Origin of the sequence: Nonomuraea sp. NPDC049480 (assembly GCF_044465905.1) — a bacterium.
In the GTDB taxonomy this organism is placed as follows: Bacteria; Actinomycetota; Actinomycetes; order Streptosporangiales; family Streptosporangiaceae; genus Nonomuraea.
In genome coordinates this window covers 144,024-164,376 of the sequence record NZ_JBITMD010000008.1, presented here as the reverse complement: position 1 = coordinate 164,376, position 20,353 = coordinate 144,024, and the positions used below count along the sequence as shown (strand labels likewise).

Below are 20,353 nucleotides of genomic sequence, written 5' to 3'. Positions count from 1 at the left end.
TAACGACCTCTGACGAAGAGGAGAGGAGTGCCGATGTGGACGGGCCGGCCCCGCACACGACAGGTTGTGGAGATCAATTGGTCGGGTAGCTTTGGACCGCGAGTCCGGGGGCCGGCCATGGAGGGGTGATGAGACGTCCGACGATCAAGGACGTGGCCGCCGACTGCGGTGTCTCCAAGGCGACGGTGTCTCTGGTGCTTCGCGACAGTCCGCAGGTGGGCCAGGTCACCAAGCAGCGCGTGCGGGAGTCCATGGCCAGACTCGGCTACGTCTACAACCGGCGGGCCGCCGACATGCGCAGCCAGCGGTCGCAAACCCTCGGGCTGGTCGTCACGCACCTGCGTAACCCGTACTTCGCCGAGCTCACGATGGCCATCGAGGACGCGGCGACCAAGAGCGGCTACACGTTGTTCCAGGGCTTCAGCCGGGACGAGGTGCCGCAGCAGCGGCGGCTCCTGGAGACGATGGCCGAGCACCGCATCGACGGGCTCATCCTGCTGCCCGCCCACGACTCCCGGCCGGAGGACCTGCTGGAGACCGTGGGCGCGGGGCAACTGGCGCACGTCCTGATCACCCGCTCGGTGCGCGGTTACGAGTGCGACTATGTGGGCGCCGACAACGTGCGGTCCGGTGTGCTGCTCGGCGAGCATCTGGGCGCGCTCGAGGTCTCCACGGTGGCGTTCCTGGGAGGCGCCGAGGGATCGTCCGCGCGCCGTGATCGCATCGAGGGGCTCGGCTCGGGACTGAGGCGTTCCGGCGTGACCTCGCCACTGGCGTTGTCCCTGCCCGCGATCGGCGACGAGGGCGGGATCCCGCTGGTCGATCGCATGCTCGAGCGGATTCCGTGCCCGGACGCGATCGTCGCGTACAACGACATGTACGCCTTCGGCATCATGAACGGGCTCCGGGCTCGGGGAATCGTCCCAGGGCGCGACGTCGCTGTGGCGAGTTTCGACGATGTGCCCGACGCGGCCTTCCAGCAGCCGCCGCTCACCAGCGCCGCGGGCCACCCGGAGATCGTCGGCGCGCAGGCGACACGGCTGCTGCTGGACCGCTTCGAGGATCCTGATCGAGTGCCCAGCACCGTGCTGATCGAGCCCGAGCTGATCCCGCGCTCCTCGACGACGTCCTGGTCGGGGCGGGCGTAGCCGGCACGCGGGCGGATCAGCCAGCCGGCGTGCCGCTCAGCGGAAATCACCCGCCGAAGTATTGACATGTTAGGCGACGGTCCTCCACTCTCTGCTACTAGACCGTTCTACTAGAACGGTCTAGTAAGCCAAGAACGGAGGCAGAACGATGAGGCGCCCCACCATCAGAGATGTGGCCGCCGACAGCGGGGTGTCCCGCGCGACCGTGTCGCTCGTCCTCCGCGACAGCCCGCAGATCGCCGAAGCCACCAAGCAGCGCGTGCGGGAGTCCATGGCCAGACTCGGCTACGTCTACAACCGGCGGGCCGCCGACATGCGCAACCAGCAGTCGCGGACGCTCGGGCTGGTGGTGACGACGGTGCGCAACCCGTACTTCGCCGAGCTGATGATGTCGATCGAGCAGGTCGCCCACCAGGCCGGCTACACGCTGCTTCAGGGCTACAGCCTCGATGAGACCGCCCGCCAGCGCAAGCTGCTGGAGACCATGGCCGAGCACCGCATCGACGGGCTCGTCCTGCTGCCCGCCCACGGCTCCCGGCCCGAGGACCTGCTGGAGACGGCCGGCATCCCGCACGTGCTGGTCGCCCGGTCGATCCCCGGCTACCAGAGCGACTACGCGGGAGCGGACAACGTCGTGTCCGGCCGGCTCGTCGGCGAGCACCTGGCCGCGATCAACGTCGGCTCGGTCGCCTTCGCCGGCGGCCCGGCCGCGTCCACCGCCCGCAGCGACCGGCTCAACGGCCTGCGTCAAGCGCTGCGCGCGGCGGACGTGCCCGTGATCAAGGACCTGCCCATCGGCCGGCAGAGCGGCGCCGACCTCGTCGCGGAAGTGTTGTCCGGCGGCTGCCCGGACGCGATCGTCGCCTACAGCGACATGTACGCCTTCGGCATCGTCAACGGCCTGCGCGCGCACGGTGTGGAGCCCGGTCGCGACGTGGCCGTCGCCAGCTTCGACGACGTGCCGGACGCCGCCGTGCAACAGCCCGGCCTGACCAGCGCGGCCGGGTTTCCCGATCGGGTCGGAGCCGAGGCGGCCCGCCTGCTCCTGGACCGCATGGGCGACCCGGCGCGGCCGCCCAGGCGCGTCCTCATCGATCCACGGCTGTCGGTACGCGAGTCGACCACCCTGTGGCCCGCGACAGGAAGGACACCTCTGTGACACCCATCTTGCGGTGGGCCCTGATCGGGGCCAGCGACATCGCCGCGACCCGCATGATCCCCGCGATGCGCGCGCTCGGTCACCAGGTGACGGGCGTGGCGAGCGGCTCCGCCGAACGCGCCGCCGGGTTCGCCGCCGCGCACGGCATCCCGTACGGGACCGTCGACGTCACCGCGCTCGTGGCGCGGGACGACGTGGACGCGGTGTACGTCTCCAGCACCAACGACCGGCACCGCGCCCACGCCGAGGCCGCCCTGGCGGCCGGCAAGCAGGTGCTGTGCGAGAAACCGCTCGCGACCTCCCTCGACGACGCCCGCGCCCTGATCGGGGCGGCCGATCGCGCCGGCGTGCTGCTCGCCGTCAACCACCACCTGCCCGGTGCCGTGACGCACCGGCGCATCCGCGACCTGGTGCGCTCCGGCGCGGTCGGCCGTCCTCTGGCGGTCCGCGTGTTCCACGCCGTGTCGCTGCCGGAGCGCCTGCGCGGCTGGCGACTGGAAGATCGTCCCGGCGCGGGCGTGATCATGGACATCACCTGCCACGACGCCTCCGTGGTGAACCCGCTGCTGGATCGTCCGGCCGTGGACGCCGTCGCGCTGCCGGCACGGCAGGGGCCGTGGAAGGCCGGAAGCGAGGACGCGGCCGTCACCGCCATCAGATACCGGGACGACGTGCTGGTGCAGACGCACGACGCCTTCACCGTCCCCTTCGCCCCCACCGGGCTGGAGGTGCACGGCGACGAGGGAAGCATCCTGGCTGCCGACGTCATGACGCAGGACCCGATCGGCGAGATCGTCCTGCGCGACCGGACCGGAGTCCACCCCGTCGAGGTCGGCGAGCGCCGCGATCTCTACGAGATCGTCCTGGAGGCGTTCGCCATGGGCCGGCCCACCGCCACCGGGCACGACGGCCTGGCCGCACTCGCGGTCGCCGACGCGGTCCTGCGATCCACCCAGACCGGACGGCGCGAAGCCGTCCGCGGATTCCCCGAGGAACTCGATGCGTGAAGTCCCCGTCCTCACCGCACGTGCCGCCGCGGACCTGATCCCCGACGGCGCCACCGTGACGGTGTCGTCCTCGTCGGCCCTCGGCTGCCCGGACAGCGTCCTGCGCGGCCTGCGGCAGCGCTTCCTGGAGGAGGGGGCGCCGCGGGAGCTGACCACGATCCATCCGATCGCGGCCGGCGACATGTACGGCGTGCGCGGCATCGACCACCTCGCCCTCCCCGGCCTGCTGGCACGGGTGATCGCCGGGTCCTACCCCAGCGGCCCCTCCTCGATGGAGCCGCCCGCCATCTGGCGGATGATCGAGGCGGACGAGATCGAGGCGTACAACCTGCCCTCGGGTGTCCTCTACCAGATGCACCGGGCCGGCGCGGCCGGGCAGCCGGGAGTGCTCACCCATGTCGGGCTCGACACGTTCGCGGACCCGCGCCGCGACGGCGGGCGGATGAACCGGCGCACCGCCGAGGACCTGGTCGAGGTGCTGGATCTCCACGGGAAGGAGTGGCTGTTCTACCCGGCCGTCCGGGCGGACGTGGCGATCGTCAGGGCCACGACGGCCGACCCGCAGGGCAACCTGACCTTCGAGGAGGAGGGCTCGGCGCTCGGCGCGCTCGACCAGGCGTACGCGGCGCACAACGCCGGCGGCCTGGTCATCGCCCAGGTGAAGCGGCTCGCGCCGACCGGCTCGCTGGACCCGCAGCTGGTCCGGGTTCCGGGCATCCTCGTCGACGCGGTGGTCGTGGACCGCGACCAGTGGCAGACCACGAAGACGCCGTACGATCCGGCGATCAGCGGCCAGGTCCGCCGCCCGTGGGAGGTGATCGAGCCGGCTCCGTGGGGGCTGCAGAAGGTGATCGCCCGCCGTGCGGCCCTGCAGCTGTGCCGGGACGACGTCGTCAACCTCGGGTTCGGGATCTCCGCGCTCGTGCCGCGCATCCTGGTCGAGGAGGGCCTGGCCGAAGAGGTGACCTGGGTCATCGAGCAGGGCGCCGTCGGCGGGGTGCCGCTCACCGGTTTCGCCTTCGGCTGCGCGCTCAACCCGCAGGCCCTCATGCCGAGCGCCGACCAGTTCACCCTGTTGCAGGGGGCCGGTTTCCACCGGGCGATGCTGTCGTTCCTGGAGGTGGACCGCGAGGGCAACGTCAACGTGCACCACCTGCCCGGACGCCGCCACGTCACCGCCGGGGTCGGAGGCTTCGCCGACATCACCTCCAAGGCGCGGGCGATCGTCTTCAGCGGCACCTTCACCGCCGGCCGGCGCGACATCGCGGTCCAGGACGGCCGGCTGGAGATCGCCGTGGACGGGGCCGTACCCAAATTCGTGGACCGGGTCAGCGCCGTCACCTTCTCCGGCCGCCGCGCTCTCGAACAGGGCCAGCACGTCCTGTACGTGACCGAGCGCTGCGTGATCGAGCTGCGCCCGCACGGGCTGACGGTCACCGAGCTCGCCCCCGGCGCAGACCTGCACGCCGACGTGCTGGCCAAGGCGGCCTTCCCGCTGCTGGTCGCCGACGACCTGCGCCCGATGGACGCGAGGCTCTTCGAACCGGCCCCGCTCGGCCTGGCGCTGAAGCCGCGCCCGGCGGCCGTCCTGGCCGGAGGCGGCGCATGAGCACCTCTGATGGCGAGGTCACCCTCAGCCTGGACGGCCGGGTCGCCACTCTGACCCTGCGCCGCCCCGGCAAGCTGAACGCGCTCACCCCCGAGATGTTGCGCGCGCTCGCCGGCCACCTCGTCACGCTCGCCGACAGCGACACCGGCGTGGTCGTGGTCCGCGGCGAAGGGCCCAAGGCGTTCAGCGTCGGCGCCGACATCGATCGGTTCGCGGCCTTGACGCCGGTCCAGATGCTGGGTTGGACGGGGCTCGGCCACCAGGTGTTCGACGCGCTGTCGCGCCTGCGCCAACCCACCGTGGCCGTGATCCACGCCCCCGCCTACGGCGGCGGGCTCGAACTGGCCCTCGCCTGCGACCTGCGCATCGTGACCGCCTCGGCCAGATTGGGCCTGCCCGAGGTCGGCCTGGGCACCGTGCCCGGCTGGGGCGGCACCGGACGGCTGACCGAGCTGGTGGGACGCGCCCGCGCCAAGGAGGTCGTTCTCGCCCGGCGGACGCTCGACGGGGCCACCGCCGAGGCCTGGGGCCTCGCCGCCGCCTGCGTCCCCGCGGCGGATCTCGAACGGGCCGTCGACGATCTGGTGACGCGCCTGCTGGGCGGGGCGCCGGTGGCCGTGGCGCTGGCCAAGCAGCTCATCGACGCGGCGGCCGACGGCGCCCCCGCCCGCGTCCTGGAAAGCCTCGCGGGTGCGGTGACCACCGCCACCGACGACCTCCAGGCCGGCCTCACGGGCTTCCGCACCCGCACCACCCCCCGGTTCTCCGGGCGCTAACGACGAGGACATGCCATGACGATCATCGACATAGCCGACAACCGGCTCATCTTGAACGGCCAGGAGGTGGACGCCCTCGGCGGGGAGAGCTTCGAGCGGGTCTCTCCCGCCCACGACGTCGTCGTCGCCCGCTACGCGCAGGCCGGCGCCGAAGACGTGGACCGGGCGGTCGCGGCGGCCCGGCAGGCGTTCGACGACGGGCCCTGGCCGCGCCGGGCAGGGGTGGAGCGCTTCCGGGTGCTGCGCCGCGTCGCCGACCTCATCCGCCGCGACCGCGACCTGCTCGCCCGCCTCGAGGCGCTGGAGTCGGGCAAGCCGATCAGCCAGGCGCTCGACGAGGTGGACGCCGCGGCCGAGCTGTGGGACTACGCGGCGACACTGGCCCGCCACGCGTACGGCGACGCGCACAACGATCTGGGGGCCGACGTCCTGGCCATGGTGGTCAACGAGCCGCTCGGCGTGGTCTCGATCATCACGCCGTGGAACTTCCCGCTGCTGATCGTGAGCCAGAAGCTGCCGTTCGCGCTGGCCGTGGGCTGCACGGCGGTGATCAAGCCGAGCGAGCTCACCCCGGGAACCACGCTGCACCTGGCCCGGCTCATCATCGAAGCAGGGGCCGACCGGGGCGTCGTCAACGTCGTCACCGGAGCAGGCGGCGTGGGCTCCGCCATGGCCGCGCATCCGGGTTCCGACATGGTGTCATTCACCGGCTCCACCGCGGTGGGGCGCGAGGTCGCGGCGAGCGCCGGGCGGCTGCTCAAACGGGTGGAGCTGGAGCTCGGCGGCAAGAACCCGCAGATCGTCTGCGCCGACGCCGATCTCGACGCGGCGCTGGACGCGGTGGTGTTCGGGGTGTGCTTCAACGCCGGCGAGTGCTGCAACTCCGGCAGCCGGGTCCTGGTGCACCGCGACCTCGCTGACGAGTTCGCCGCCCAGGTCGTGGAGCGGGCCCGCCGCGTGCCGGTGGGCGATCCGCTGGATCCGGCCACCAAAATCGGGGCCATCGTCAGCGACGAGCAGCTCTCGGTGATCGAGCGCTACGTCGCCGAAGGCCGCGGCGACGGCGCCGACCTGCTGCTGGGCGGCGACCGGCTGACCACCGGCGCCGGCCGCTTCTACCGGCCCACCGTCTTCGCGGGCGTCGATCCGGGCATGTCGATCGCCCGCGAGGAGATCTTCGGGCCGGTCCTGTCGGTCCTGGCGTTCGACACCCTGGACGAGGCGGTCGAGATCGCCAACTCCACCATGTACGGCCTGTCCGCCGGCATCTGGACCAGCGACCTCAACGCGGCGCTGACCGCCTCGCAAGGCCTGCGCGCCGGGACGATCTGGGTCAACCGCTGGATGGACGGCTACCCGGAGCTGCCCTTCGGCGGCTACAAGGCCAGCGGCGAGGGCCGCGAGCTGGGCCGCCAGGCGATCACGTCCTTCACGCAGACCAAGACCATCCAGCTACAGGTCGGCGCGCGCCGCACCCGCTGGGTCCCGGGAGACATGTCATGACTTACCGCATCCTCCCTGACCTGTTGCCGCTCGCCATCCCGCCCGGCCTGACGGTGCCGGACGGCTACGCCGCAGGCTCACACCGAGCCTGGAGCACCGCCGAGGACAAGGTCACCTCCCTGGTACGACGCCACCCGGACCGCTTCCCCCTCTACACCTCGGGTGGCCGCTGGCAGCTCGACGGCGAGGCCTGGACCAACTGGTGCGAGGGCTTCCTCGGCGGCCAGTTGTGGTTGCTCGCCGCCCGTACGGGAAAGCCGGAGCTGAGCGCGCTGGCCGAGCACTACTCCCTGCTCATCAAGGGCCGCGAGCACGACCGCGAGGTGCACGACCTCGGCTTCCTGTTCTGGCCGACCTGGCGGCGCTGGTACGAGGCCACCGGCCGGCCCGAGCTCGACGCGACGGTGGTGCAGGCCGGTCGCACGATGGCGATGCGCTTCAACCCCAAGGGTCGCTACCTGCGCAGCTTCCTGGCCCCCGACAGCCTGTTCATCGACATCATGATGAACGTCGGCGTCGTCTTCCACGCCGCGCGGCGCACCGGCGACCAGGAGCTGGCCCGGATCGCGTACGAGCACTGCCTGACCACCCGCCGCACCCTGATCAGGGGCGACGGCAGCGCCTCCCACGAGGGTGTCTTCGACCTCGGCACCGGTGCCTTCCTGCGGCAGAGCACCCAGCAGGGCCACCAGGACGACGGCTCGTGGGCGCGGGGACAGGGCTGGGCGATCCACGGTTTCTGCACCGCCTACCGCTACACCGGCGACCGCCGTTTCCTGCGCACCGCCCAGGACTGCGCCGACTTCTACCTTGAACGCACCGGCGCGGCGCTGGTTCCCCCCAACGACTGGGAGGAGCCGGACCCGGCCCTGCCGGTCGAAAGCTCGGCCGCGGCGATCGCCGCGGGCGGCCTGTGGCGGCTTGCCGGGCTGGTCGGTGACGAGGTGCGCGCGCGTGGCTACGCCGACTACGCCCTGCGCATCCTGACCCGCCTGTGCGAGCCCCGCTTTCTCTCCCACGGCGATCCCGCATGGGAGGGCGTGCTCCGGCACGGGATCTACCACCAAGGCAAAGGCCTGGGCGTGGACGAGTCCGTGATGTGGGGCGACTACTGGTTCCTCGACGCGCTGGACGCCGTGGACCGGCATCTGACCGGCAGCGCCTGACTCTCACGCGCGCCACACCCCCCGATCTCGAAGGAGAACAGCCGTGAACCCCATCCGTCCCAACTGGCCGGCCCTGGTCGCCGGCGGACTCGCCCTGACACTCACCGCCTGCGGCGGATCCGCCGCCGCCCCCGGCGCGACCTCCTCCGCCGGCGCCCAGAAAAGCCTCGAGGTCTTCTCCTGGTGGACCTCCGGCTCGGAGAGCGCCGCGCTCAAAGCCATGATCGACGGCTACCTCAAGACGAGCCCCGGCGTGAACGTGGTCAACGGGGCCGTCGCGGGCGGTGGCGGCGGCAACGCCCAGGCCGTCCTGCAGACCCGCCTGCAGGGCGGCGACCCGCCGGACATCTGGCAGACCCACCCGGGCGCGGCGATCCAGCAGTACATCAGCGGCAACCTGCTCGCCGACGCGTCATCCGTCTACACCGGCGAGGTGAAGTCCGCGATCCCGGCCGCCATGGTCGAGGCCATCTCCGCAGGCGGCAAGCAGTACGGCGTCTCGGCGGGGGCGCACCGCGGCAACGTCCTGTGGTACAACAAGCAACTCCTGGAGAAGGCCGGGGTCACCCTTCCCGGCGCCGACTACCCCACCAGCACCTTCCTGGCCGACCTGGCCAAGCTGAAGGCGGCCGGCGTCGTCCCGCTGTGCCTGGGCGCCAAGGACACCTTCGCCACCGCGGAGCTGTTCGAGAACACCCTTCTGGGATCGCTCGGAGCCGACGGCTGGAAGCAGCTGACCGGCGGCGGCACGGGCTGGGACGGCGAGAAGGTGAAGGCCGCCGCGGCCGACACCGCCAAGATGCTGCAGTACGCCGACCCGGACGCCGGTGCGATGTCCTGGGACCAGGCCACCAAGAAGCTGGCCTCCGGCGGCTGCGCGTTCGAGAGCATGGGCGACTGGGCGTACGGAGAACTGGTCAAGAACGGCGCCAAGGAAGGCGAGACCTTCGGCTACACCGCCCACCCCGGCACCGGCGGCTCGTTCGTCGCCGTCGTGGACACCATGGTGATGGCGGCAGGCGCCAAGAACCCCGCCGAGGCCACGGCATTCCTGCAGGCGGTGGCCTCCAAGGACGTCCAGCTGGCGTTCAACAAGGAGAAGGGCTCGGTGCCGCTGCGCACCGACGTGGACGTCTCCTCCCTGTCGCCCTACCAGCAGCAGTCCGCCAAGTCCTTCGCCGGCGACGCCATCGTGCAGTCCGTGGTGCACGGCGAGGCGATGACCCCGCAGTTCACGCAGGCGCTGTTCGACGCGGTCACCCAGTTCGCGCAGAGCAAGAACGTGGACGCCTTCGTCCAGGCACTGGCCGACGCGGCGCAGTCCTAGCGAGCTCGAGAACCGGCCGGGACGGGTCATCGCCCGTCCCGGCGAGGAGAACACCATGACAGCCACGACAACCGCGCCGCCGGCCCAGGCGTCCGCGCCCCCCACCGGACCAGGGAAGTTTTCCCGGTTCTGGGACAGACACGGGTTCCAGCTCCTCGTGCTCGTCCCCATCCTCGGCCTGGTCGGGATCTTCGTCTACGGGTTCATCGCCTACTCCGTCCGCGTGTCCCTGTCCCAATGGACCGGGCTCACCCCGAACCTGGCCGTCAAGGAACCCGTCGGCAGCACCTACACCGAGCTGCTGTCGAGCGCGCGGTTCCAGACCGACCTGCGCAACATCGTCATCTTCACCGTCCTGTTCCTGGCCCTGGCCGTGGTCATCGGGCTGGTGCTCGCCCTGCTGGTGCACAACGCGCTGGCCGGCCGGGCCTTCTTCCGCAGCGTCTTCCTCTTCCCGTACGCGCTGTCGTTCATCGTGACCGGCGTCGTGTGGCGCTGGATCTTCACTCCGTCCACCGGCGCCAACCTGATCCTGCAGTGGCTCGGCATCGACGCCAAACCCCGATGGATCACCGATCCGACGGTGGCCGGCGACGTGTCGGCGGCGCTCGCGCAGGTCATCCCGCTCGGGACGGTGATCCAGACCAAGCTCGGCATCCCGCTGGCGCTGCTGCCGGTCGTGATCGCCGCGGCCTGGCAGCTCGGCGGGTTCGCGATGGCCAACTTCCTGGCCGCGCTCGCCGGACTGCCCGGGGAGCTCAAGGAGGCCGCCTCCCTCGACGGGGCCTCCCCCTTCCAGTACCACCGGCACGTCGTCCTTCCGCTGCTTCGGCCCATGATCGTGGTCGTCCTCATCCTGCTCACCCACGTCAGCCTGAAGTCGTTCGACCTGGCGTACGCGATGGCCGGGCAAGGCCCCGGCTTCGCCACCGACGTGCCCGGCATCTTCGTCTTCGAGCAGACCTTCCGGGCCCTGCGCTACAACACCGGCGCCGCCGCCTCCGTCGTCATGCTCCTGCTGGTCAGCGCGGTCATGGTGCCCTACCTTTACCGCAGCACGAAAGGGGCGAAACGGTGAAACACGCCATCGCGGGCCGCCGCAGGCCCCCCATACTCGGATCGGCCGCAGGACTGACCGCTCTGGTGCTGCTGGCCGCGCTGTTCGTGCTGCCGGTCTACGTCATGGTGACGGCCGGGCTGAAGTCCGCGGCCCAGGCGGACGCCGCGCAGATGTGGGAGCTGCCCGAGCGGATCGACTTCGCGGGCCTGACCACGGCCTGGGAGGCGCTCGGGCCGAACTTCGGCAACAGCCTGCTCGTGGTGCTGCCCGCCACGGTCATCAGCTCGGTGCTGGGCGCGCTCGCCGGATACATCTTCGGCAAGCTGCCCTTCCGGTTCAGCAACGTGCTGTTCGGGCTGATGCTCATGGGCATGTTCATCCCGTACCAGGTCATCCTCGTGCCCATGGTCAGGTTCCTGGTCTCGGTCAACCTCTACGGCAGCCTCACCGGCCTCACGCTGGTGCACGTCGTGTACGGCATCCCGATCACCACGCTGATCTTCCGCAACTATTTCGCCGGCCTGCCGCACGAACTGATCGAGGCCGGCCAGATCGACGGCGCCTCCCACTGGTCCATCTTCCGGCGTGTCATGTTGCCGCTGGCCCTGCCCGCGTTCGTGGTCTGCGGCATCTTCCAGTTCACCAACATCTGGAACGACTTCCTCTTCGGGATCACCGTGGTGCCCAATCCCACCGAACAGCCGATCACCGTCGCGCTGAACAACCTGTCGGGAAACTTCTCCGTGCAGTGGAACACCGTCATGGCCGGCGCGCTCCTGGCGGCGATCCCGACCGCCGTCGTGTACGCGGCGCTCGGCAAGTTCTTCGTCCGCGGTCTGACGGCGGGAGCGGTGAAGTGACACAGGTCAGCTGCGACATCGCGATCATCGGCTCCGGCATGGGCGGCGGCACCCTGGCCTGGGCGCTTCGCGACGGCGGCGCCGACGTGCTCCTCGTCGAACGCGGCGACCACCTGCCCCGCGAGGAGCAGAACTGGTCGGCGCAGGAGGTGTTCGGCAACGGCCGGTACAAGAACGCCGAGCCGTGGTTCGACGAGCTCGCCGGCACCGAGTTCATGCCCGGAGTGCATTACTACGTCGGCGGCAACACCAAGGTGTACGGCGCGTGCCTGCCCCGTTTCCGAGAGGAGGACTTCGGGGCGATCGAGCACACCGACGGCACCTCACCGGAGTGGCCGATCACCTACGCCGAGATGGAGCCGCACTACCTGGCGGCCGAACGGCTGTTCCTCGTGCACGGCAGCCCCGGCGGCGACCCGACCGAGCCGTGGCGCTCCGGCGGCTATCCCTACCCGGCGCTGTCCCACGAACCGGCCATGGAGCACCTGTCCCGCCGCTTCGCGGCACAAGGCCTGAACCCGTTCGCGATGCCCATGGGGATCGACCTGCGCGAAGGCGGCCCCTGCCTGAGGTGCGGCACCTGCGACGGGTTCCCGTGCAAGGTGGCCGCCAAGAGCGACGCCGAGACCCGCGCCGTCCGCCCGGCCGTGGACGCCGGAGTACGCCTGATGACCCGCACCCGCGTCCGGCGTCTGGAGACCACACCGGACGGCAGGCGGGTCACCGCCGCCGTGGCGGAAACCGACGGGCGGGCCGTACGGATCACGGCGGGCCGGTTCGTCCTGGCCGCCGGAGCGGTGAACACCGCGGCCCTGCTGCTGGCCTCCGGGGAGAAGGGCCTGGCGAACTCCTCCGGTGCGGTTGGCCGGCGGTACATGGTGCACAACAGCACCTTCCTGGTGGCCGTCGACCCACGCCGGCGCAACGACGTGCGCTTCCAGAAGACGCTCGGCGTCAACGACTGGTACCTGCCGGGCCCGCACGCCGGCCGCCCGCTGGGCAACCTGCAGATGCTGGGCAAATTGAGCGCCCCCATGGTCAAGGCCGCGCGCCGCTGGGTGCCCGTCCCGATCCTGCGCTACATGACCGGCCACAGCATCGACGTCTACCTGACCACGGAAGACCTGCCCGACCCCGGCAACCAGGTGGTGCTGCGCGCCGACGGCCGCATCGGCGTGCGGTGGCAGCCGAACAACCTCGCCCCGCACCGCGAACTCGTCAACCGGGTCAGCGCGGCCATGCGCGCCGCCGGATACCCGCTGGTGTTCACCGAGCGGATGAGCATCGCCACCAACTCCCACCAATGCGGCACCGCCACCATGTCCGCCGACCCGTCGGCCGGCGTGGTGGACCCGGGCTGCCGGGCGCACGACCTGGACAACCTGTGGATCGTGGACAGCTCCGTCTTCCCTTCCTCGGCCGCGCTCAACCCCGCCCTGACGATAGCGGCGAACGCGCTGCGCGTGGCCGCCCTCGGCGCCCTCACCTCGTGAACCCGGAGAAGCCAGATGTCCAGCAACCGCTATGACTACATCGTCGTCGGCGCCGGCGCGGCCGGATGCGCCGTCGCGCACCGCCTCACCCAGGACCCGGACACGAGAGTCCTGCTGCTCGAGGCCGGCGGCCGGGACTGGTCCCCCTTGATCCACATGCCTGTCGGGTTCACGAAGCTCACCAGCCCGAAGGTGAACTGGGGCTTCGAGACCGTCCCCCAGCCCCAGCTGAACGACCGCCGCATGTGGTACCCGCAAGGACGGACCCTCGGCGGCAGCACCTCCATCAACGCCATGATCTACATCCGCGGCCACAAGGAGGACTACGATCACTGGGCCACGCTCGGCAACGACGACTGGGGCTACGAGCACGTCCTCCCCTTCTTCCGCCGCGCCGAGCACAACGAACGGCTCAACGACCGCTACCACGGCGCCGACGGGCCGATGAACGTCACCGAGCAGGTGCAGCACAACGAACTGAGCAAGGCGTTCGTCAGAGCGGCCCAGGAGCTCGGCCTGACCTTCAACGCCGACTTCAACGGCTCCGTCCAGGACGGCGTCGGCTACTACGACGTCACCCAGCGCAGGGCCCGCCGCGAAAGCGCGTCGACGGCCTACCTGCGGCCCGCCCGCAAGCGGCCCAACCTCACCGTCCAGCCGCACGCCCTGGGCACCCGGATCATCGTGGAAGCCGGGCGCGCCACCGGCCTCGAATACACCCTCAAAGGCAGACCGGCCGTCGCGTACGCCGACCGGGAGGTGATCCTTTCCGCCGGAGCGGTCAACTCCCCCCGCCTGCTGCTGCTGTCCGGGATCGGCCCGGCGGACGAGTTGCGAGCCGTGGGCATCGACGTGGTCCACGACCTGCCCGGCGTCGGCAAGAACTTCCAGGACCACATGGACGTCTACCTCACCGCCGAGACCGTCCCGGTCAGCTACAACGAATCGGACCGCCCGTTCAAGGCCCTCGCCGCCGGGCTGCAGTACCTGCTGTACCGCACGGGGCCGATCACCGCGTCCGTCTGTGAGGCGGGCATGTTCGTCCGCAGCGGCGGCGAGGTCGTCTCGCCCGACATCCAGATGCACTGCCTGCCCGCATTCGTCATCGACCACGGCCGTCTGCGTGTCAAAGGCCACGGCATGACGATCAACACCTGCAACCTCAGGCCCAAGAGCATCGGCTCGGTCACCCTGCGCTCGGCCGACCCCGCCGTCCCACCCGCCATCGACCCGAACTTCCTGGACGACCCCTACGACTGGAAGATCTCCATGGAGGGCTTCCGCTGGGGCCGGGAGATGCTGGCCACCCAGGCGTACGCGCCGTACGTCAAGAGGGAGCACATGCCCGGCACCGGCGTGCGGACCGACAAGGAGATTCGCGAGTACATCCGGCAGTGGGCGAAGACCGACTACCACCCGGTCGGCTCGTGCAAGATGGGCGGCGACGACATGGCCGTGGTGGACCAGGAACTACGCGTGCACGGCCTGGCCGGGCTCCGGGTCATCGACGCCTCGATCATGCCTACGCTGATCAGCGGCAACACGCAGGCCACCTCGATCATGATCGGCGAGAAGGGCGCCCATCACCTCCTCGACCCCGGGTCCACGCACCAGGCCGACCCGCCGGTCCGCCCGCGGGAGGCCGCCCGCTGACCCGTAGAGCAAAGCGCTTGCTCTGCTCGCCTCCCGACGACCGTCCTCAGCATCCTGCGCACCCGCTGCCCCCAGCCCGACCCCGCTTCTCGACAGCACCAAGCCGGCGGACGTCCTCACCAGAAGGGAACGCGAGGTGACCCTGCTCGCCGGCCTCCTCGCCCCGTGACCCGCCGCCGAAGAGGGACACGCGCGTGGATGAAGAAATCCGCGCGATGGAGGCGGGATCACTCTTGTCGTTCGGCGATCAGGCGGCGGAGCTCCTCCCGGGCGATTCTGGCGGCGAACAGGGGGACGAAGTCCCTGACCGGCGCCTGGTCGAAGGCGCGCCAGGCACGCTCGATCGCCTCGATGATCTGATCGGGTTCGCAGTCGTCCGCGAAATCGGTCGTGAGCTGATCCGTCAGCTGGGCACGCGCCTGCTCTTCGAAGACGCTCGACGCTTCATCAGCCATGCCCATTCCCTTTCCGGACGTACATCACCTATATCCCATTCGGACATAAGGCGGAATAAGGGTAGGCCGATTCTTCGGCCGGCGTCCACCGTGAGGGCGGCCTGACGCGTGAGGGTCAACGCGGTTTCAGCGCGGGCGCGGCCAGGGCCACCAGCAGCGCCAGCAGCGCGGGGATCGCCAGGGCGCGGGGAAGCCCTGTCAGCTCGGCCGCCTGACCGATGACCACCGGCCCGAGGAGGAAACCGGCGTAACCCACAGAGGCGACGCGGGCCAGCGCGCGCCCGGCCTGGGCGGGGTCGCGGTGACCGGCGGCGGAGAACACCTGCGGCACGATGCACGACAGGCCCGCGCCGAAGCAGCCGAACCCGATCACCCCCGCCACCGGGTGGCCGATCACCAGGGCCGCGGCGAGTCCGGTGCCGGCCAGCAGGCCGCAGCAGCGTACGAGGGCCACGGGCCCGAACCTGGCGGCCAGGGCGTCGCCCGCCAGCCGTCCCGCGGTCATCATGATCGAGAAGGCGGCGTAGGCGGTGGCGGCGAAGCCTGGGGAACTGCCGAGGTCCTCACGCAGGTATACCGAGCTCCAATCGGCCGCGGCGCCCTCCCCGATCATGCAGAAGAAGCCCAGTACGCCCAGCAGCAGCACGCCGCGGGCGACGTTCCCGTCCCGCGCCGCGGGCTCGCGTCGCAGTTCCGGCTCGGGCCGGGTGCGCAGCGCCCACAGGTGGGACCAGGCCGCCAGCAGGATCAGCGCAGCCGCGGCGGTCAGGAACGTCGGCCCCACACCGATGCCGGCGTGCGCGAACAGGCCGCCCAGACCGGCGCCGGCGAATCCGCCGACGCTGTAGAAGGCGTGGAAGGACGACATCACCGGACGGCCGAGGCCGCGCTCGACCTGGACCGCGTTGGCATTCATCGACACGTTCATGGTGCCCCAGAGAGCGCCGAAGACGAACAGGCAGGCCGACAGCGCGGCCAGGCCGGGGGCGTAGGCGAGAGGGATCAGAGCCAGTCCGAGCAGCGCCCCGCCGGGGATCATGACGGCGGCGCTGCCGTACCGGTCGACGAGGCGGCCTACGACCTGCATGCCGACGATCGAGCCGCAGGCCATGGCGAACAGGGCGAGGCTGAACTGCCCGTCACCGAGGGCGAGCCGCTCCTTGACGGCGGGGATGCGTGCGGTCCATACGCCGATGGCGGTGCCGTCCAGTAAGAACAGCAGGTGGACCGCTATCCGGGCACGTCGCAGCACGGTGAGGTCGGGAAACCGGGATGTCATGCAGTGAGCTCCGTGAGGTCGGCGACGTCAGGGCGCGGTAAGTCGCTCATGCGAAACATCCCACCACGGGGCGGTGCCGCACCGCTTGTGACAATCGCCTCCCGGAGAGGGAGAGCCGGCGGGATCACGCTGAGCGACCGCGCGTCCCCACCCGCGTCGTACACCTACGCCGAACGACCAATTGAAACATGTTCCAGTTAGCCCTTAGGGTAGGGGCATGATCCTGGACCGCTTCCAGATCACCGGCGCCGCCGCGATCGTCACCGGCGCGGGCCGGGGCATCGGCGCCGCCACCGCCGTCGCGCTCGCCCAGGCCGGGGCCGACGTCGCACTCTGCGCACGTACCGAGGAACAGCTCCGTGCAGTGGCCGACCAGGTAGAGAAGGCGGGCCGGCGAGCCCTCGTCGTCCCCGGCGACCTGACGGCGCCGGGCGCCGCCGAGGCGCTCGCGGAGCGGGCCGCGGAAGCCTTCGGGCGGCTGGACATCGTCGTGAACAACGTGGGCGGCGCGCTGCCCCGCGCGTTCCTCGACACGAAGCGCAAGCACCTCGAGAACGCGTTTCAGTTCAACGTCGGCATCGCGCACGAGCTGACCAGGGCCGCCGTCCCCCACCTGCTCCAGGGCGGCGGCGCGGTCGTGAACATCTCCTCCGCGGTGGGCCGCGTGGCCGGCCGCGGTTACCTCGCGTACGGAACCGCCAAGGCGGCGCTCGCGCACTACACCCGGCTGGCCGCCCTCGACCTCGCCCCCGCCGTGCGGGTCAACGCGGTCGCCGTCGGCGCGGTCGCCACCTCCGCGCTCGACATCGTCATGAACGACGAGGCCATGCGTACCCAGATGGAGCAGGCCACACCGCTGCGGCGGATCGGCGAACCGGAGGACGTGGCGGCCGCGGTGCTCTACCTGGTCTCCCCCGCCGCCCGCTACCTGACCGGCAAGGTGCTGGAGGTGGACGGCGGCATCGACCAGCCCAACCTCGACCTGGGGCTGCCCGACCTGTCATGACGCCGCGAGCACGTACGCCCAGAAGGGATCATCCACTCCAGCGGAACGCCGTCAAGGTCAGCGCCTGAACGTGAAGGGCGCGAGCACCTCGGGGCGGCGGCCGCTCAGCAGGAAATCGGCCAGGGCGCGGCCGGTGGCGGGTCCGAGCGTGACTCCCAGCATGCCGTGTCCCGTGGCGAGGAAGACGTTGTCGTGGCCGGGGAGCCGGTCGATGATCGGCAGGCCGTCCGGCAGCAGGGGCCTGCCCCCCACCCACGGGTCGCGGATCAACCTCGGCAGGTCGTCCTGGTCGTCGAACCAGTCGCCGAGGTAGCGGCGGCTGCCCCTGGCGATGGCGACGATGCGCTGCCAGTTCAGGCGGCGGTCGTCGCCGCTGAGCTCCATGGTTCCGGCGAGCCTGGTCGTGCCGCCGATCCGGGAGGCCACGATGCGCCGGTCGCCCAAGTACAGGGAATGCCGCGGAGCCGGATCGAGGTCGACCGTGAAGCTGTAACCCTTGCCCGCCTGCATGGCCAGGCGCAGCCCGAGCATCCGCAGCAGGCGGGGCGTCCACATGCCGGCGGCGATGACCACCGCCCGGCAGGCGAACTCGCCGGTGCTGGTGCGGACGGCGGCCACCCGGCCCCCTGAGGTGCGGAAGCCGGTCACCGCGACATGTTCGTGAATACGGCCGCCGCCCTTGCGGACCACCTTGCCGAGCGATTCCACCAGCCGGCGGGGGTCCAGCACGCCCTCGCCCCGCACCAGGTACGCCGCCCGCACCTCGGGTGACAGCGCGGGGTCCAGCTTGTGCGCGTCGTCTCCCATGACGATGTCGTCGGGCACCTCGTAGCGTCCTGCCGCCATCGCCTTCTGGACGTGGAGGTGGTGCCGGGCCTCCGACTCGGACAGGAAGGCGTGCACAAGCCCGGGACGCTCGAGCGCCGTGTCGACGCCGGCCTCCGCCAGCTCGTCGTACAGGTCGAATGTGGGCCGGTTCAGCTCCGCCAGGGCCGCGTAGCCGCGCTGGAAGGTGGTCTCGCCGCTGTTGCGCCACAGCCGCCACAGCCAGGTGAGGAAGCGGGGATCCACCGAAGGCCGGATGTAGAGGGGAGACTCGGGGCGTCCCAGCGACCGCAGGCCGTACCGGGCCACGCCGGGGGCGGGCACGGGCGTGGAGTGGCTGAGGCAGACCCAGCCCGCGTTGCCCCAGGAGGCGCCGGAGGCGAGGCTCGAGCGTTCCGCCACCTCCACCGCGACACCGGCGGCCGTCAGGTAGTGTGCCGCGGACAGTCCCACGACACCGCCGCCCACGATGAGGACGGGGTCCTCCGTCATCGCCACGTCACGCCTCCGCGCTGACGGCGAGATGGCTTGCCAGGAAGGCACGCGTACGGGCCTCGCTCGGACGCGACAACACGTCGCCGGGCAGCCCTTCCTCGACGATGCGCCCGCCGTCGACGAAGACCACCCAGTCGGCCACATCGCGGGCGAACGTCAGCTCGTGGGTCACCAGGATCATCGTCATCCCCTCGTCGGCGAGCTCGCGCATCACCGTCAGCACCTCGGCCGTCGACTCCGGGTCCAGCGACGAGGTGGGCTCGTCGAACAGCAGGACCGAGGGCTGCAGCGCGAGGGCGCGGGCGATGGCCACGCGCTGCTGCTCGCCGCCCGACATCTGCTCGGGATAGGCGGTGCCCCGGTGTGCCAGCCCCACCCTGCGCAGCAGCCGGACCGCCCGCTCCACAGCGGTCCGCTCGGGCACGCCCGCGAGCAACTGGGCGAGCATCACGTTCTCCACGGCAGTCAGGTGCGGGAACAGGTTGAACCGCTGGAACACCATGCCGACCGAGCGGCGCAGCCGTGCCAGGTCACGGCTGACGACCCCCCGCTCCGTGAAGATCGGCTCGCCGTTGACCTCGATGACCCCGCGCTCGGGTCGTTCGAGGAGGTTGACGCAGCGCAGCAGCGTCGTCTTGCCGCCGCCGCTCTGGCCGATGATGCTGACGATCTTCCCGCGGTCCACCGTCAGGCTGACGGCGTCGAGCACCTGGCGGCCGTCGAACGACTTGCCGAGGTCCTCGATCCGGACCACGGTCTCCTGCGCGGCCCGGCCGCCGGCCGTACCCGGCGGCGCCGGCGCGTCGCCGTCGGCGGCGAACAGGGCCGCCGCCACGCGCAGCCGGCGGCGGCGGCGCCAGGAGAGCGGAACTCCGGCGCGGATGCGGCGCTCGAACCAGAGCAGACCCTGCGACAGCGGGTAGCAGAGCACGAAGTAGACGCCCGCGATGACCAGGTACACCTCCAGCGCCATGAACGTGGCCGAGGTGATGAGACGGGCCTGCGACATCAGCTCCGCGGCGGAGATCGTGACCAGGAGCGAGGTGGACTTGAGCAGGTCGACCAGCATGGTGTTGGTGCCGGGCAGCGCCAGCCGCAGCGCCTGGGGGAAGATCACCCACGAGAACGTGCTGACCCGGCCCAGCCCGAGCGCCTCGGCGGCCTCACGCTGCCCGTGATGGACGCCGGAGATGGCGGACCTGAAGGTCTCCGACAGGTACGCGGCGTAGAAGATCACGAGGCTGAGCGCTCCCGCCGTGAAGACGTCCAGCCGTATGCCTATGGAGCCCAGGCCGAAGTAGGTCACGAAGATGATCGCGAGCAGCGGGATGTTCTTGAACACCTCCGTGTACGCCGCTGCCGGCCAGCGGAGCGACCGGAGGCCGCTGAGCCGCATGAGCGCCAGCAACAGGCCGAGCACCACCGCGCCGGCGAAACCGGCCGCGGTGTACTCGAGGGTCTTCAGCAGCCCGCCGGCGATGTCGCCGGCGTACTCCGGCCAGGGCACCTGGAACATGGGGATCTCCGTGGAG

At 71.0% G+C, this 20,353-nt stretch carries 17 protein-coding genes; 13 read left to right on the top strand and 4 right to left on the bottom strand.

Translation table 11 applies throughout. From position 1 onward, the window contains the following. Positions 1-128 precede the first annotated feature (128 nt). The 12 genes from ACIBX3_RS24165 (at position 129) to ACIBX3_RS24110 (ending at position 14,761) form a co-directional block, all read left to right on the top strand. Entirely contained in the window at positions 129-1,148 is a 1,020-nt protein-coding gene (locus tag ACIBX3_RS24165) for a LacI family DNA-binding transcriptional regulator (protein ID WP_397120535.1), read from the top strand. A 148-nt stretch (positions 1,149-1,296) separates the two neighbouring features. Continuing rightward, complete coding sequence (locus ACIBX3_RS24160; protein ID WP_397120534.1) at positions 1,297-2,307, top strand: LacI family DNA-binding transcriptional regulator; 1,011 nt, start codon at positions 1,297-1,299, stop codon at positions 2,305-2,307. Beyond that, complete coding sequence (locus ACIBX3_RS24155; protein WP_397120532.1) at positions 2,304-3,314, top strand: Gfo/Idh/MocA family protein; 1,011 nt, start codon at positions 2,304-2,306, stop codon at positions 3,312-3,314. Before ACIBX3_RS24160 ends, ACIBX3_RS24155 begins: the two co-directional genes overlap by 4 nt. Beyond that, positions 3,307-4,923, top strand: coding sequence for an acyl CoA:acetate/3-ketoacid CoA transferase (locus ACIBX3_RS24150; protein ID WP_397120530.1), 1,617 nt, complete (start codon positions 3,307-3,309; stop codon positions 4,921-4,923). The genes ACIBX3_RS24155 and ACIBX3_RS24150 overlap by 8 nt, the downstream gene beginning before the upstream one ends. Then, a complete protein-coding gene (locus ACIBX3_RS24145) occupies positions 4,920-5,699 on the top strand; it encodes an enoyl-CoA hydratase/isomerase family protein (protein WP_397120528.1) in 780 nt (259 codons plus the stop codon). The genes ACIBX3_RS24150 and ACIBX3_RS24145 overlap by 4 nt, the downstream gene beginning before the upstream one ends. Before the next feature lie 15 nt (positions 5,700-5,714). Continuing rightward, entirely contained in the window at positions 5,715-7,202 is a 1,488-nt protein-coding gene (locus ACIBX3_RS24140; protein WP_397120527.1) for an aldehyde dehydrogenase family protein, read from the top strand. Further along, entirely contained in the window at positions 7,199-8,368 is a 1,170-nt protein-coding gene (locus ACIBX3_RS24135; RefSeq protein WP_397120525.1) for a glycoside hydrolase family 88 protein, read from the top strand. The genes ACIBX3_RS24140 and ACIBX3_RS24135 overlap by 4 nt, the downstream gene beginning before the upstream one ends. 43 nt (positions 8,369-8,411) lie before the next feature. Continuing rightward, the gene (locus ACIBX3_RS24130; protein ID WP_397120523.1) at positions 8,412-9,695 is read left to right on the top strand and encodes an ABC transporter substrate-binding protein; all 1,284 of its coding nucleotides are present in this window, start codon (positions 8,412-8,414) and stop codon (positions 9,693-9,695) included. A gap of 55 nt (positions 9,696-9,750) precedes the next feature. Next, positions 9,751-10,773, top strand: a complete 1,023-nt coding sequence (locus ACIBX3_RS24125) for a carbohydrate ABC transporter permease (protein WP_397120521.1) — start codon at positions 9,751-9,753, stop codon at positions 10,771-10,773. After that, positions 10,770-11,615, top strand: coding sequence for a carbohydrate ABC transporter permease (locus ACIBX3_RS24120; RefSeq protein WP_397120519.1), 846 nt, complete (start codon positions 10,770-10,772; stop codon positions 11,613-11,615). The genes ACIBX3_RS24125 and ACIBX3_RS24120 overlap by 4 nt, the downstream gene beginning before the upstream one ends. Next, positions 11,612-13,108 carry an FAD-dependent oxidoreductase gene (locus ACIBX3_RS24115; RefSeq protein ID WP_397120517.1) on the top strand — a complete coding sequence of 499 codons (1,497 nt, stop codon included), beginning with the start codon at positions 11,612-11,614 and terminating at the stop codon, positions 13,106-13,108. The genes ACIBX3_RS24120 and ACIBX3_RS24115 overlap by 4 nt, the downstream gene beginning before the upstream one ends. Before the next feature lie 15 nt (positions 13,109-13,123). Further along, positions 13,124-14,761, top strand: a complete 1,638-nt coding sequence (locus ACIBX3_RS24110; protein ID WP_397120515.1) for a GMC family oxidoreductase — start codon at positions 13,124-13,126, stop codon at positions 14,759-14,761. 227 nt (positions 14,762-14,988) lie between these two features. On the opposite strand, the gene ACIBX3_RS24105 is transcribed toward ACIBX3_RS24110, so the two are convergent. Together ACIBX3_RS24105 and ACIBX3_RS24100 are read right to left on the bottom strand one after the other, a co-directional pair. Beyond that, the gene (locus ACIBX3_RS24105; protein WP_397120513.1) at positions 14,989-15,216 is read right to left on the bottom strand and encodes a three-helix bundle dimerization domain-containing protein; all 228 of its coding nucleotides are present in this window, start codon (positions 15,214-15,216) and stop codon (positions 14,989-14,991) included. A 115-nt stretch (positions 15,217-15,331) separates the two neighbouring features. Then, a complete protein-coding gene (locus ACIBX3_RS24100; RefSeq protein ID WP_397120511.1) occupies positions 15,332-16,495 on the bottom strand; it encodes an MFS transporter in 1,164 nt (387 codons plus the stop codon). 217 nt (positions 16,496-16,712) lie between these two features. Here ACIBX3_RS24100 and ACIBX3_RS24095 point away from each other — a divergent pair, with 217 nt between their 5' ends. Next, positions 16,713-17,501 carry an SDR family oxidoreductase gene (locus tag ACIBX3_RS24095; protein WP_397120509.1) on the top strand — a complete coding sequence of 263 codons (789 nt, stop codon included), beginning with the start codon at positions 16,713-16,715 and terminating at the stop codon, positions 17,499-17,501. Positions 17,502-17,558: 57 nt separating this feature from the next. Here the strand turns inward: ACIBX3_RS24095 and ACIBX3_RS24090 are convergent, their stop codons facing one another. Both ACIBX3_RS24090 and ACIBX3_RS24085 read right to left on the bottom strand, forming a co-directional pair. Beyond that, positions 17,559-18,818, bottom strand: a complete 1,260-nt coding sequence (locus ACIBX3_RS24090; RefSeq protein ID WP_397121024.1) for an NAD(P)/FAD-dependent oxidoreductase — start codon at positions 18,816-18,818, stop codon at positions 17,559-17,561. Positions 18,819-18,825: 7 nt separating this feature from the next. Next, complete coding sequence (locus ACIBX3_RS24085) at positions 18,826-20,337, bottom strand: amino acid ABC transporter permease/ATP-binding protein (protein WP_397120507.1); 1,512 nt, start codon at positions 20,335-20,337, stop codon at positions 18,826-18,828. Positions 20,338-20,353: the final 16 nt, after the last annotated feature.

Excerpts from the sequence above, each read along its gene's own strand:
- ACIBX3_RS24165 (WP_397120535.1), top strand. The coding sequence starts at position 129 with ATGAGACGTCCGACGATCAAGGACGTGGCCGCCGACTGCGGTGTCTCC.
- ACIBX3_RS24160 (WP_397120534.1), top strand. The coding sequence starts at position 1,297 with ATGAGGCGCCCCACCATCAGAGATGTGGCCGCCGACAGCGGGGTGTCC.
- ACIBX3_RS24150 (WP_397120530.1), top strand. The coding sequence starts at position 3,307 with ATGCGTGAAGTCCCCGTCCTCACCGCACGTGCCGCCGCGGACCTGATC.
- ACIBX3_RS24145 (WP_397120528.1), top strand. The coding sequence starts at position 4,920 with ATGAGCACCTCTGATGGCGAGGTCACCCTCAGCCTGGACGGCCGGGTC.
- ACIBX3_RS24140 (WP_397120527.1), top strand. The coding sequence starts at position 5,715 with ATGACGATCATCGACATAGCCGACAACCGGCTCATCTTGAACGGCCAG.
- ACIBX3_RS24135 (WP_397120525.1), top strand. The coding sequence starts at position 7,199 with ATGACTTACCGCATCCTCCCTGACCTGTTGCCGCTCGCCATCCCGCCC.
- ACIBX3_RS24125 (WP_397120521.1), top strand. The coding sequence starts at position 9,751 with ATGACAGCCACGACAACCGCGCCGCCGGCCCAGGCGTCCGCGCCCCCC.
- ACIBX3_RS24110 (WP_397120515.1), top strand. The coding sequence starts at position 13,124 with ATGTCCAGCAACCGCTATGACTACATCGTCGTCGGCGCCGGCGCGGCC.
- ACIBX3_RS24105 (WP_397120513.1), bottom strand. The coding sequence starts at position 15,216 with ATGGCTGATGAAGCGTCGAGCGTCTTCGAAGAGCAGGCGCGTGCCCAG.
- ACIBX3_RS24100 (WP_397120511.1), bottom strand. The coding sequence starts at position 16,495 with ATGACATCCCGGTTTCCCGACCTCACCGTGCTGCGACGTGCCCGGATA.
- ACIBX3_RS24095 (WP_397120509.1), top strand. The coding sequence starts at position 16,713 with ATGATCCTGGACCGCTTCCAGATCACCGGCGCCGCCGCGATCGTCACC.
- ACIBX3_RS24090 (WP_397121024.1), bottom strand. The coding sequence starts at position 18,818 with ATGACGGAGGACCCCGTCCTCATCGTGGGCGGCGGTGTCGTGGGACTG.
- ACIBX3_RS24085 (WP_397120507.1), bottom strand. The coding sequence starts at position 20,337 with ATGTTCCAGGTGCCCTGGCCGGAGTACGCCGGCGACATCGCCGGCGGG.